We start from the raw sequence: 13,893 nt of genomic DNA, 5'->3' as shown, positions 1-13,893 counted from the left end.
GCGATCACAGCGTGTTACGCCGGCCCGCCACCGATGCATTGTCCAGAAGCCGGCGCAATACCTTGACCGCGTCCGTCAGCACCTGGCGCTCGACCGGCTCGAGCAACGCGAGTTGCGGTTCGATCGCGGCGGCGCGGTCGGCGCGAACCGCGTTGAGTGTGCGCTTTCCTTGGGGAGTGATGCGGATCCGGACGGCGCGCGCGTCGCCTGGGTCCACGGTCCGGGTGACCAGGCCGGCGTCTTCGAGCCGGCGGACCTGGGTGGTCATGGTCGGTTGCGAGCAGTGATCGACGCCGGCGAGGTCGCCGATCCGGGCCTCGCCGTGCGCTTCGATCGTGGCAAGCAGCCTGGCCTGCGCCGCGGGCAAGGGCATCTGGATCCGCTGAGTGGCCAGCCGGTTGAGCCGCGCCACCACGGCGAGCAAATCCGCGCCCAGCTGTTGGGCCTCGATGTTTGCGGTCTCGACAACTCTGTCCATGTACCCATAGTTCCATAGCTTTGCTAAGCGAGACGAGTGTCGGCCGGTCGAACCGGGTCGGAAGTTACTCAGTGTGATGAAGCGACTTGGCGCCGCGCCCTGGCACAATCAGTGAAGTGAATGCCCGTCGCCCCGTCCGTTCGCGTCGTCGGGGTGGACCTTTACAACCGGCCGAGTTGGCACAGGCGTCGGTCATGGGGGCGCTCTGCGCGGTGATCGCGATCATCGCCGGGGTGATTCCGTTTGCCCAGGGGTTGGCACTGCTGGGCACGGTGCCGATGGGGCTGCTGGCCTACCGTTACCGGCTGCGAGTGCTGCTCGCCGCGACGTTTGCTGCCGGAATGATCGCCTTCCTCATCTCTGGACTGGGCGGTTTTCTGACCGTCGTCAACTGTGCGTATATCGGTGGGTTGACCGGATTCGTCAAACGCAGGGGCCGGGGCACCCCGACGGTGCTCGCCTCGTCCCTTGTTGCCGGAGTCGCCGTCGCGGCCGCCACGGTCGGCATGTTGACGGTGCTGAATCGGCTGCGGCATCTGATCTTTCAGGTGATGACGGCCAACGTCGACGGTGTTGTCGCATTCCTCACCCGGGTGGACCTGCAATGGCTCGGCGCCGACGTGAAGCGGTGCTTCGAATTCGGGCTGCATTACTGGCCGTGGCTGATGCTCGGCTATGTCACCTACGGGGTGATGTTCTCGTCGTTGATCGGTTGGTGGGCGCTTTCGCGCCTGCTGGACCGGATGGGCAACGTTCCGGACGTGCACAAACTCGACGCTCCGGACGAGGCGCCCGGCGCCCCGATCGGGCCGGTACCGGTGCGACTGGACAGGGTGCGGTTCCGCTACCCGCACGCGAAGCAAGACGCGCTGCGCGAAATCAGCCTGGAACTCCAAGTCGGCGAACACATTGCCGTCATCGGCGCCAACGGTTCGGGAAAGACGACGTTGACGCTGATTTTGGCGGGTCGGCAACCGACGTCGGGTACCGTGCAGCGCCCGGGCGCAGTGGGGTTGGGCATGTTGGGCGGCACGGCGCTTGTCCTGCAGCATCCGAAGAGCCAGGTCTTGGGAACCCGGGTCGCCGATGATGTGGTCTGGGGGCTGCCGCCGGGCACCGAGGTCGATGTCGACCACTTGCTCCGCGAAGTGGGTCTCGAGGGTTTTGCCGAGCGCGATACCGGCAGCCTGTCCGGCGGGGAACTGCAGCGCCTCGCTCTGGCCGCGGCGCTCGCCCGGGAACCGGCGCTGCTGATCGCTGACGAGTTCACCAGCATGGTCGATCAGCAGGGCCGTAACGTCCTGTTGAACGTGCTGTCAGGCCTTCCCCAACGGCATCGGACGGCGTTGGTGCACATCACGCATTTCGACAATGAGGCCGCGTCGGCGGACCGGACCATCAACCTCAGCGATTCCTCTGACAACGCCGGCGGTCGAGCCCTCGGCCCCGCCACCGCCCGCTCAGCCCGCGCCCGCAGCCGAGGTACCGGAGCAGAGTGGCCCAGGCCTCATCGAGCGGATGATCACCTCGAAGCTGCGGGTCGCGCGCCCCTCCTTCCGAACCGCGGAGGCGAATGCCACCTATCGCCTGCCGCTCAAAGCCGACGCGCGCACGGTGGGGGTGGTCGCATACCAGCTGAGCCTCGGCATCGAAGGGCGCGAGATCCTCTCCGACATTTCGTTCGCGGCACGCCCGGGCGTATTCACCGCAGTCGTCGGGCCGTCCGCCGCACGCAACTCCGCGCTGCTCGGGCTGCTCGCCGGCACCAGGCAGCTCAGCTCCGGGCGGGTCACCGTCGACGGCCACGACGTGCTCGCCGAGCCGGAGTCCATGCGCACCCGGATCGGCATCGTCTCGTCCGAGGACCGCCTGCATCGCCAGTTGACCGTCGCACAGGCGTTGCGATACGCCGCCGAAATCCGTCTGCCGCAAGATATCTCACGTGAGCAACGCGACCGCGTGGTCAGCCAGGTCCTCGAGGAGCTCGAGCTGACACCACATGCGGCAACCCGGATCGGCAAGCTGTCGCCCGAGGTGCGCCGGTGCGCCGCGCTGGCGGTCGAGCTCATCAGCCGGCCGACACTGCTCGTCGTCGACGAGCCGAGCGCCGGTCTGAATCCGGAGCAACAACGGCACGTGATGGCAATGCTGCGGCGCCAGGCCGACATCGGCTGCGTGGTCGTGGCGGCCGTGTCGTCGCAGACGTGGTCGACGGACCTCAACGTGTGCGACCAAGTGCTGGTTCTCACCTCAGCCGGGACGCCGGCCTTTCTGGGGCCGCCCCAGCAGATCGAGTCCGTGATGGCCACCACCGACTGGTCGAAGGTACTCGAGCGGGTGAGCGCCGACCCCGACGGAACCCACCGCGCCTTCCGCGACCGGCCCCCGGAGTCGGCGGTGACGACACCACCGGAGACCACCGCCCCGGCACCGCCCCCCGCCGAGCTCCCCGTGCCGCGGCAGATCCGGCTGTTGGCCCGCCGCGACGCCCGGCTGATTTTCGCCGACCGCGTCTACTTCGTGCTCTTGGCGATCTTGCCGTTCGTGCTGGCGGGCCTGACCCTGCTGATTCCGGGCGATTCGGGCCTCGCCCGACCCGGGCCGGGGAGTGCTCACCCGCACGAGGCCATCGAGATTCTGGCCGCGCTCAACGTCGCCGCGGTGATCATCGGCACCACGCTGACCATCCGGGCCGTGGTGCGTGAGCAGCGCATCTTCCGGCGCGAACAGGCTCTCGGGCTGTCGAGCGCGGCCTACCTGGCCGCCAAGATCCTGGTGTTCGGCCTGGCCGCGGCCATCCTGACCGCCGTCGTGTTCGCCCTCGTCGTCGCCGAGAGGGGCGGGCCCGCGCGGGGCGCCGTCCTGCTGCACAACGCCACGGTCGAGCTTTATGCCGGCGTGGCGGTGACGGCCATCGTGTCCGCCGTGGTCGGGCTTGCGTTGTCGACGCTCGGCACGTCGCTGCGTGAAGTGCTGCCGCTACTGCTGCCGGTGATCCTGGCGTCCGCGCTGTTCAACGGAAGCCTCGTTCAGCTGGTGAGCAAATGGGGCTTCCAACAGGTCTCCTGGTTCGTCCCGGCCCAATGGGGCTTTGCCGCGTCGGCGTCCACCGTTGACCTGCGCAGGGTCGACGCGTTGGCCGCCAACTCGCAGATGTGGACCCACTACAGCGGCTGGTGGGTGTTCGACATGACGATGCTGGTGCTCTTGGGCGTCGCGGCCGCGGGCTTCGCCCTCTACCGGCTGAGGCCGGTTCCCCACGCGGCTCCTAGACCGTCACATCGCGAACAACAGGAACTGAGTGACCTGTCTCGGTGAGAAATTGTTGTCGCTGACCAGCACCACCGACTGACGACCGTCGGGCAGCTTCGGCCCCAGCGTGATGCCCTCGACGTTGTCGAGGGGCGACAGTCCCGGCGTGGCGGACAAGTCGACCGCCAGGGTCTTGCTCATCGGGGTCACCGCGACGTTCTGCATCGACGGGGTGGCCAAAACGTCCGTAGCCGCGCCGATCTCGGCCCGGTAGATCCGCACGGTCGGCGGCATGGCGGAGGATCGTTCGATCACCAGGAACGCGGTGTCCGACAGCGCGACCAGGTCGGAGAGGCCGTTGACATCGGCGGGCGGCGTGGGCGGCTCCATCGGATACGCGTACTGGGCGGTGGGCTCGCCGGAGGCGACGTCGAACTTGGTGACGCGGGTGAGCACGCGGTGGCCGTCGTCGCTGACCGGCCCGTCGTTGTATCCGGGGTCCTCCATCGCGGCGAACAGCGTTTGGCCGTCGGGCGTCAGCGCCAATCCCTCCAGCGCCTTGTTCCGGCGCGGACCCGTGGGCTGCGCGGACATCGCCAAGTTGGCCGGCAGCGTGAACTGGCCCAGGTAGGCACCGTCGAGCGCGGCCGATCGAACCCATGGGTCGAGCAGCAACGGCCCCGCGGTGCGCCGCTCGCCTTCGGAGGACCAATACAGCCGCTGCCGCCCGGGATCGAAGGCGATGCCCTCGGGGTCGGGGGGAATGACGGGCGGCGTCGCGTCCGCCCTGAGCGGCGGGAACGGCTGGCCGGAGCGGTCCAGCAGCGGCCGGGTGCCGGCGAAGGTGACGTTGTCGATTCCCCTGTCCGACAACGACAATTGCACGGTGTAAAACCGGGCCGGATTCTTCTCCGAACGGTCGTCGCTGATGACGTAATACAGCTGCCGGCCCGCGTCATAGCTGAGTGCCGACAACCCGCCGATGACGGTGCCGTCGAAGGTCGCGTTGAACGGAATCTGTGACTGACCGAGGTAAGTGAGCATCGGCCGCGGCGTGGGCGCCGGAGCGGGCGGGTGCGCGGGCGCGCATCCCCCCAGCAGCAGGGCGAGGCACACGGACGCCACCCGTAGACGGCACATACCCGAGAACGTATCGCCGAGGGTGCACTCAGCGCGAGAATCGGGCCTCGACCTCGCACTGGAGGAACGCTCGGCCCGGTCATCAGGTCGTTATTCCCGCGGCGGGAACCGCAAGATACGGTCGGGTTATGGCGCCAGACACCGCAACCATTGCCGAGCAGCTGCGCAACGCCCTCGACGGGCGTTGGCGGGACACGAGAAACCAGCTGCGATCCACCATGAGCGAGGACCTCTTCCGGCCGCACTACACCCCGAACACGGTGATCGCGCGCACCAAGGTGGCCGAGCAGATGAGAATCATGGCCGCGTTCGGCGCCGCGGCCGACAACTTCCGTAAGGAGCACGGCGGCACCGGCGACATCGGCGCGGCGATCACGATGATCGAGATGCTGGCGATGTCGGACCTGTCGTTGATGGTGAAGGCCGGCGTCCAGTGGGGCCTGTTCGGCGGCGCCGTGGAGAACCTGGGCACCGAGCGTCATCACGAGGCTTACGTGAAGAAGATCATCAGCCTCGAGTTGCGGGGCTGCTTCGCGATGACCGAGACCGGGCACGGCAGCGACGTCCAGTCGCTGGAGACCACTGCGACGTACGATCCCGAGACCGAAGAGTTCGTCATCAACTCCCCCACGCCGACGGCGCGCAAGGACTACATCGGCGGCGCGGCCGAAACCGCCACCATGGCAGCGGTATTCGCCCAACTGATCACGCACGAGGACGGCAAACCGCTCCATCACGGCGTGCACTGCCTGATGGTGCCGATCCGCGACGCCGACGGCAACGACCTGCCCGGGGTGACCACCTCGGACTGTGAATACAAGGGCGGCCTGCCCGGAGTCGACAACGGCCGCATCGTGTTCGACCACGTACGCGTTCCGCGGGTGAACCTGCTGAACAAATACGGCGACGTGGCGCCGGACGGCACCTACAGCTCGCCGATCGAGAACCCGAACCGCCGATTCTTCACCATGCTGGGCACGTTGGTCCGCGGGCGGATCACGGTGGGCGGCAGCGCGGGCGCCGCGGGTCGCGTCGCGCTGGACATCGCCACGCGATACGCGTTGCAACGCAAGCAATTCAGCGCGCCGGATGACGAGTCCGAGGTGCTGATCATGGACTACCTGGTGCATCAGCGCCGGCTGTTCCCGTTGATCGCGAAGTCATACGCGTTGCAGTTCGCCCAGAACGAACTGGTCAGTAAATGTCACGACATCCAGACCGCGGACGCCGTCGACGCCGACGAGCAGCGTGAATTGGAGGCGCGCGCCGCCGGGCTGAAGGCGGCCAACACGTGGCACGCGTCCCGGGCGATTCAGGAGGCGCGGGAGGCTTGCGGTGGCGCGGGCTACATGGCCGAGAACCGGTTGATCGCGCTGCGCGGCGACACCGACGTCTTCACCACATTCGAGGGCGACAACCACGTGCTGACGCAATTGGTGGCCAAGGAGCTGCTGACGGCTTACGCCGACGACATCCGCAGCATGAGCCCGGTCGAATGGGTGCGTTTCGCCGCCAACACCGTCGGCGAGCGCGTCGTCAAACGCACTGCGGCCGAGACGATTATCCAAACCATCGTGGACTCTCGGCAGGACAGCGAGGAAGAGGGCAGCCTCTTCAACCGCGGCACCCAGATCAAGATGTTCGAGGACCGTGAGGAATACCTGCTGGCGAGCGTTGCGCGTCGACTGCAGGCCAAATCCAAGGAGATGTCGGAATTCGACGCGTTCAACGCGGTGCAGGATCACGTGCTGCACGCCGCTTCCGCGCACATCGACCGGGTGGTGCTCGAAGCGTTCGTCGCCGGCATCGAGGCGTGTCCGCACGAGGAAGCCCGCGAACTGCTCGGCATTCTTTGTGATCTCTACGCGCTGTCGGTGATCGAGGACGACAAGGCCTGGTACATCGAGCATCGATACCTGTCCACCGAACGGGCCAAGGCCGTCACCCGCGGCATCAACGATCGGTGCCGCGCGCTGCGCCCTTACGCGGAAACGCTCGTCGACGGCTTCGGGATTCCGGAGCAACTGCGCTACGCCGAGATGCTGCACCCGGAAAACTTGGCGGACCAGGTCACAAACTGACGGTCCGGTTGATCACGTTGTAACGCAACGTCATTGATTCGGGATTTTGCCGAGCGCCTTCAGCTTGCCGTCCGGGCCGATCTCGAACTTCACCGTGCCAACGCCGGTGGGACAGCAGGGCTGATCGTTGCCCTTCAGCCATTGGTACTGGACCGCGACGGCGTCATCCAAGGGTGGCAGAACCGTGATGTACGGCTTGGGATTTGGGGTCGGAGAACCCAGCGTGGTGTTGTGATCGAAGAACAGCAGCTGCTGGCCGGTGGATTCACTGGCGATCGTCGGGATGATCTGCACCCAGTACAAGCGGCACTTCTTGGCATGACCGCGAGCGATTTCCACCCACGTCGTACCGGGGACGGCGATGGGGACCAAGGCGATGGCCCGCTGCACCGTGGCGGGTGTCGGCCCGTCGGAATCCTTGCACTTGTCGGGTGACGCCGGCGGCGAACCGGCTTGCTTCGACCCGCAACCGGAGACCAGCAGGATCAGCAGGATCACAATCAGCCGACGCACTCGGTGAGCTTAGCGAAGGCTGTGAATGTCCCATCTGTTTGGTCGGAGACCCTGTTCTGACAGGTAATCCGCCCGGCCCCGCCGGTAGCCTTGAGCGCAGTCGGCGGGTCGACGATGACCCATCCTGAACTGGGGGTATGCGGCTTTTCCACGACATCACGCGGGCGCTTTGGCCGGTGAGAGGAAGCCGTAAAGCGGGGGAAACTCCGGATATCCGGTGCCGAAACATCCTCGTCGCACCATTCAACGTAAGCCCGTTGCGCTCAAAGGAGGAAGTGCGTGACCAGGGAGTCCATGGCGTCACACCGCGATGCCGTGAACACCATGTGCGCATACTGCGGCGTCGGCTGCGGAATGGTGCTGCAGGTCACAACCGATCCGGAGAGCGGTCGTCGTCACATCACGAAGTCTGTTGGAAACAAAGAACATCCAGCCAACTTCGGCCGGTTGTGCACCAAGGGTGCCACCACTTCCGACCTGCTTGCTGCGCCCGGGCGGATGGAGTCCGCGCACGTCCGCACCGACCGCGGTGAGCCCGTCGAGCCCGTCGATATGGACCGGGCAATCGCCCAGTGCGCGAACCGGTTACGGGCGACCATCGACACCCACGGCCCGGATTCCTTCGCGATGTACGTGTCGGGTCAGATGTCCATCGAGGCGCAGTATTTGGCGAACAAGCTCACCAAGGGCTTCATCGGCACCAACCAGATCGAGTCGAACTCGCGGCTGTGCATGGCCAGCGCGGGTTCCGGCTACAAGCTCTCCCTGGGCGCCGACGGACCACCCGGCTCATATCAAGACTTCGAGCACGCCGACGTCTTCTTCGTCATCGGCGCCAACATGGCCGACTGTCACCCCATCTTGTTCTTGCGGATGATGGACCGCGTCAAGGCCGGCGCAAAACTCATCGTCGTCGATCCGCGCCGCACCGCGACCGCCGACAAGGCCGACCTGTTCCTGCAAATCTCCCCCGGCTCCGATCTCGCACTGCTCAACGGGTTGCTGCAGCAGATCGTTGAAAACGGGCACACCGATTCCGACTTCATCGCCGAGTTCACCGAGGGTTGGGAGGTGATGCCCAGCTTCCTGGAGCAGTACACCCCCGACAAGGTGAGCGAAATCACCGGCATTCCCGACGAACACATCCGCGCTGCGGCCCGGATGATCGGCGAGGCAGAGAATTTCGTGAGCTGCTGGACCATGGGGCTCAACCAGAGCACCCACGGCACCTGGAACACCAACGCCCTCTGCAACCTTCACCTGGCCACCGGCGCGATCTGCAAACCCGGCAGCGGACCCTTCTCGCTCACCGGACAGCCCAACGCGATGGGCGGCCGCGAAATGGGTTACATGGGGCCGGGGTTGCCGGGTCAGCGCTCGGTGCTATCCGCGGAGGACCGCGCCTTCACCGAAGACCAGTGGGGCATCCCCCGCGGGACGCTCCGCACCGAGGTCGGCACCGGCACAATCGACATGTTCTCCCGGATGGCCGGCGGTGAAATCAAAGCGTGCTGGATCGTGTGCACCAACCCCGTTGCCTCCGTTGCCAATCGGAGGACCGTGCTGGCCGGCCTGGAGCGGGCCGACTTGGTTATCACCCAGGACGCCTTCCTCGAAACGGAGACCAACGAATACGCCGATGTGCTGCTGCCGGCGGCGCTGTGGTCGGAGGCCGAGGGCGTGATGGTCAATTCCGAGCGCAACATGACGCTGTTTCAGCCGGCCGTCACCGCGCCGGGTGACGCGATGCCCGACTGGCAGATCATCGCCCGGATCGCCTGCGAGATGGGTTTTTCGGACGCTTTCAGCTATGGCTCCGCCGAAGAGGTCTTCGAAGAGATCAAACGGTTCTCGAACCCGAAAACCGGCTACGACCTGCGGGGCGTCAGCTACGAACGGCTGCGCCAGGGCCCGCTGCAATGGCCGTGCGCACCCGAAAGCACGGCCGACCGCAATCCCATTCGTTACCTCAACGACGGTGTCAGCCAGGCCAGGCTGGTCCGCGAGGACGGCAGCGCTCCCCGGCTGGCCTTTCCCACCGCGAACGGTCGTGCGGTGTTCTTCGCCCGCCCGCACCTGCCGCCCGAGGAAATGCCGGACGACGACTACCCGTTTCTGCTGAACACCGGTCGCCTGCCGCACCAGTGGCACACGATGACCAAAACCGGCAAGGTCGCCAAGCTCAACAAGCTCAACCCGGGGCCGTTCGTGGAAATTCACCCGGACGACGCCGCACGGCTGCAGATCGTCGACGGCGACGCGATCGAAATCGCTTCCCGCCGCGGCCGCGCCGTGCTGCCCGCCGCGATCAGCGACCGGGTGCGCCCCGGCAACTGCTTCGCCCCGTTCCACTGGAACGACGTGTTCGGCGAATACCTGGCGATCAACGCGGTCACCAACGACGCGGTGGACCCGATCTCAAACCAGCCGGAATTCAAGGCGTGCGCCGTCACGTTGGCCAAAGTCTCTGCGGCCGCCGCGGATCCGAGCGCCGAAACACCAGAACCCGCGCCGGTGGAGGTACCGGAAATCAGCGCTTCACACGTCGACGCCCTCGCCGACTTGCTCGGCGTCGCAACCAAACCCGCGCCGGAATTCGACGAGCTGGGCCGCTCCTACCTTGCCGGGATGTTGACCGCACTGCGGTCGGACGCGGGCCGGCGCACCGCCGGGGTGCCGACCCTGCCGCAAAGCGCTCCCTTCGATCCCGGAACCCGGCTTTGGGTGGATGGACTGCTCGCAGGCCTGTTCTCGCGCGAAGAGGCCCCGCGGCCGGCGACGGTGGCCAACGAACCGAGGCTCCGGCCACCCGGAGCCAAGCCCGCCAAACGGGCCCCCGTGGTGGTGCTGTGGGCATCGCAAACCGGGAACGCCGAAGAGCTCGCCGCCGACATCGCCGCCCGGCTGGGCAATGCCGACGTGCCGGTCTCGTTGCGTGCGATGGACGACTTCCCGGTGGCTGAACTGGCGACCACTCGGGAGCTGCTACTGGTCACCAGCACCACCGGTGACGGTGAACCGCCGGACAACGGGGCCGCCTTCTGGCGCGCGTTGACAGCCGACGGCGCAACGAAATTCACCGACACCCGCTACGCCGTGCTCGCACTCGGCGACTCCAACTACGACGACTTCTGCGGCCATGGCCGCAAACTCGACGAGCGTCTGGCCGAGTTGGGGGCAACTCGCATCGTCGACCGGGTGGACTGCGAACCGGACTACGACGACGCCGCGGGCAAGTGGCTGAGCGGTGTCATCCGGGCGCTGTCGCGCACGCCCGCGCCCGTGGGCCGGGATGGCGGTGCGGGGGTCACCGCCGCGGCCGCCGCGCCGGTTCGACCGGCCAACGGGACCGGGGCGGTCGGCTACACCAAGAAACACCCGCTGATCACGGACATGGTCCGCAACACCGTGTTGAGTCGGCCGACATCGAGCAAAGACGTGCGGCATCTGGTTTTCAGCCTGCCGGAGGAAGCCGTGAGCTACGAGGCCGGTGACGCGCTCGGGGTCTGGCCCCGCAACAGCGACCGATTGGTGGACGAATGGCTGGCCGTCACCGGACTGGACGGACAGACGCCCGTCGAGGTCGGCGAACACGGTCTGATGTCGTTGCGCTCCGCGCTCACCGAGCGCATCGAGATCGCCCACATCAGCCGGGACCTGGTGCGGTTCGTGCAGGAGCGCACCGGCGACGCGACACTCGCGGAACTGCTGAAGCCGGAAAACAAGCGTGCACTGTCGGATTGGTCGTGGGGGCGCCAGTCGATCGACCTGCTGGCACAGCACCCGGTATGGGCGTCGGCCCACGAGTGGCTGAGGGTGCTCAAACGCCTACAGCCGCGCCTGTACTCGATCTCGTCGAGTCCCAAAGAGTGCCCCGGGGAAGTTCACCTGACGGTCTCGCCGGTGCGCTACAACTTTCAGGGCGTCCCGCGTCGCGGGGTGTGCTCGACCTACCTGGCCGACCGCTCACCCGGTGATCGGGTGGCCGTCTACCTGCAGCCATCGAGCAACTTCCGACCACCCCGCGAGTCAGATACGCCGATGATCATGATCGGTCCCGGTACCGGAATCGCGCCCTTCCGCGGTTTCCTGCAGGAGCGTCGCGCGCTCGGGCACACCGGACCCAACTGGCTGTTCTTCGGCGAGCAGCACGCCGCCACCGATTACTACTACCGCGACGAACTCGAGCAGATGCGTGACGACGGTTTCCTCACCGAACTGGACCTCGCGTTCTCCCGGGACCAGCAGCAGAAGGTCTACGTGCAGCATCTGATGCGCACCCGTGGATCCGAGTTGTGGCGCTGGCTGCAAGACGGCGCCCAGCTGTACGTCTGCGGTACGGCGGACCCCATGGCCAAGGACGTCGACCGCGCGCTCTGCGAGATCGCGGCCGAACACGGCAACCTCGACGCCGACGGGGCAAAGGAGTACGTCCAGTCGCTGAGCGCGGACAAGCGCTACCACCGCGACGTCTACTGAGCCTCCCGCCTCGTCCCACTCGTAATACGACGGAAACGTCGCGCGCCTGTCGCTGAAACAAGCTCGCTGCAACATTCAGTCATTGGTTGCGTCGAGGAGGGACGTAGGCGTGGCTCTGGACTTTGACGGGCCCCTCGAAGACAGCGTGCGGGTCTGCCCATTGCAGTGCCGGCTGCGGAGCGCCGCGGACGATGATCGGGTCGATTGGGCCGGGCTGCCGATCAACTTGGACTTGGCATTCTCGCCGCAGCAGCGCGACAAGGTCTACACGCAGCACCTGATGCTCAAGCGCGGCACGCAACTTCGGCGAAGGCTGCAGGACCGGGGTCAGTGGTGCGCCTGCGAAGAAATCGCCAAGGACGGCCGCGGCACCTCGGACGGGTCCGACCCCCTCTCCAGCCGTTAGCGCCGCCCGGCCGCCCCAAACCGGCCCATATTCGGCCCAAAGGAATCACCGGGGTTTCAATCGGCGCGGACATCCGCTTGCCCGGTAGTTTGCCGAAGCCAGTGGTCGCGGGTGTCGTCTCGCGGGCCGTTGAGCGGCGCTTACTCCGCCCTCCCAACGAAATCGGGAGTGCCCGGCTGTCAACCCATGCCTCTGGCGAGCCCGTCGACACCGGGCGCTGCCATTTGCTGGCCATTAGCTTGGAGACGTCGGGGTCGACGGGTGCTGATGGGGCGGTCTAGCGATGGTGGACGTATCGATTATCGAAACCTCGGGGTTGGGCGACCGCAGTTACCTGGTGAGCGATGGCGAGGTGGCGGTCGCGATCGACCCACAGCGTGATATCGACCGGGTGCTGCAACTGGCCGGTGGCCTGCGCATCACCCACGTGCTGGAGACCCACATCCACAACGATTACGTCACCGGTGGCCTGGCGCTCGCGGAAGCCACCGGTGCCCAATACGTGTTGCCCGCCGGGGAGGACGTCGACTTCCCGCATCAGCCCATCAGCGACGGCGATCGGATCGCCACCGGCGGCGTGCACCTCGAGGCCCTGTCCACACCCGGGCACACCCACCACCACGTCAGCTATGCGCTCCGGGACGACTCCGGCCGAACCGTCGGGGTGTTCACCGGCGGATCGATGCTCTTCGGCAGCACCGGAAGGACCGACCTGGCCGGTGCGGAACATGCCGCGGAATTGACGCGCCTGCAATACCATTCGGTCCGTCGCCTCGCCGATGAGCTGCCCGCGACGACGGCCGTCTACCCCACCCATGGCTTTGGCAGCTTCTGTTCGGCCGCCCCCACCGACAGCGACGAGTCCACGATCGGCGACGAGCTGCACACGAATCCGGCGCTGACCCAGGACGAGCAGGATTACGTCGACGGACTATTGGCCGAACTTTCGACATACCCCGCCTACTACACGCACATGGGCGTGCTCAACAGGGCCGGCCCGACGGCGGCGGACTTGTCCCCCATCGAACCGGTGAGACCCGATGAACTTCGTGCCCGGATCGACGCGGGCCAGTGGGTGGTCGACTTGCGGCATCGAACCGCGTTCGCGGCCGGGCACCTCGCCGGCAGCTACGGGTTCGAGCTGTCCGGCTCCTTCGTCAATTACCTTGGCTGGCTTTACGCCTGGGGCGCGCCGCTGACGTTGATCGGTGAGGACACCGACCAGGTGGCCGATGCCCAGCGCGAACTGGCCCGCATCGGCGTCGACCGGCTCACCGGCAGCGGCACGGGCGACATCCGGGCGCTCGCCGCGGAATCCGAGCTGCGAAGCTACCGTGTGGCAGCCTTCGAGGATCTCGTCGATGCGCTGGACGACAGGCGCGTCCTCGTCCTCGACGTCCGCCAAACCGGCGAGTTCGACGATGGACACGTGCGTGGCGCGGTCAACATCGCGTTGCACGAGGTGACCCAGCGCTTCGCCGAGATCCCCCCGGACCGCGAGGTGTGGGTTCACTGCGCGAGCGGCTACCGCGCCTCGATCGCCG

The 13,893-nt window shown here is 66.7% G+C and carries 8 protein-coding genes and 1 pseudogene; 6 read left to right on the top strand and 3 right to left on the bottom strand.

What is annotated here, in order from left to right:
* Positions 1–4: 4 nt before the first annotated feature.
* On the bottom strand, positions 5–478 hold the full coding sequence (locus A5697_RS20890) for a MarR family winged helix-turn-helix transcriptional regulator (protein ID WP_068011889.1): 474 nt from the start codon (positions 476–478) through the stop codon (positions 5–7).
* Positions 479–594: 116 nt separating this feature from the next.
* On the opposite strand from A5697_RS20890, the pseudogene A5697_RS20885 reads away from it, so the two are divergent.
* Positions 595–1,917, top strand: a pseudogene (locus tag A5697_RS20885) (ATP-binding cassette domain-containing protein); the annotation flags it as partial.
* 79 nt (positions 1,918–1,996) lie between these two features.
* Complete coding sequence (locus A5697_RS20880; protein ID WP_068011888.1) at positions 1,997–3,796, top strand: ATP-binding cassette domain-containing protein; 1,800 nt, start codon at positions 1,997–1,999, stop codon at positions 3,794–3,796.
* On the opposite strand, the gene A5697_RS20875 is transcribed toward A5697_RS20880, so the two are convergent.
* On the bottom strand, positions 3,755–4,870 hold the full coding sequence (locus tag A5697_RS20875) for an esterase-like activity of phytase family protein (RefSeq protein WP_068011887.1): 1,116 nt from the start codon (positions 4,868–4,870) through the stop codon (positions 3,755–3,757). The genes A5697_RS20880 and A5697_RS20875 overlap by 42 nt on opposite strands.
* A 128-nt stretch (positions 4,871–4,998) precedes the next feature.
* On the opposite strand from A5697_RS20875, the gene A5697_RS20870 reads away from it, so the two are divergent.
* Complete coding sequence (locus A5697_RS20870; RefSeq protein ID WP_068011886.1) at positions 4,999–6,951, top strand: acyl-CoA dehydrogenase; 1,953 nt, start codon at positions 4,999–5,001, stop codon at positions 6,949–6,951.
* Between the two features lie 30 nt (positions 6,952–6,981).
* Here A5697_RS20870 and A5697_RS20865 read toward each other — a convergent pair whose 3' ends face one another.
* The gene (locus tag A5697_RS20865; protein ID WP_068011891.1) at positions 6,982–7,449 is read right to left on the bottom strand and encodes an LppP/LprE family lipoprotein; all 468 of its coding nucleotides are present in this window, start codon (positions 7,447–7,449) and stop codon (positions 6,982–6,984) included.
* Between the two features lie 309 nt (positions 7,450–7,758).
* Between A5697_RS20865 and A5697_RS20860 the strand changes: the two genes are divergently transcribed.
* The 3 genes from A5697_RS20860 to A5697_RS20850 form a co-directional block, all read left to right on the top strand.
* The gene (locus A5697_RS20860) at positions 7,759–11,943 is read left to right on the top strand and encodes a bifunctional nitrate reductase/sulfite reductase flavoprotein subunit alpha (protein ID WP_068011885.1); all 4,185 of its coding nucleotides are present in this window, start codon (positions 7,759–7,761) and stop codon (positions 11,941–11,943) included.
* 145 nt (positions 11,944–12,088) lie between these two features.
* A complete protein-coding gene (locus A5697_RS20855) occupies positions 12,089–12,349 on the top strand; it encodes a hypothetical protein (protein ID WP_068011890.1) in 261 nt (86 codons plus the stop codon).
* Between the two features lie 286 nt (positions 12,350–12,635).
* Positions 12,636–13,893, top strand: a 1,258-nt coding sequence (locus A5697_RS20850) for a rhodanese-like domain-containing protein (protein ID WP_068011884.1), incomplete at its 3' end; no start/stop codon positions are given.

Origin of the sequence: Mycobacterium sp. E3251 (genome assembly GCF_001666835.1) — a bacterium.
Taxonomy (GTDB): Bacteria; Actinomycetota; Actinomycetes; order Mycobacteriales; family Mycobacteriaceae; genus Mycobacterium.
The sequence above is the reverse complement of the archived record's forward strand: the minus strand, read 5'-3'. Positions and strand labels throughout refer to the sequence as shown.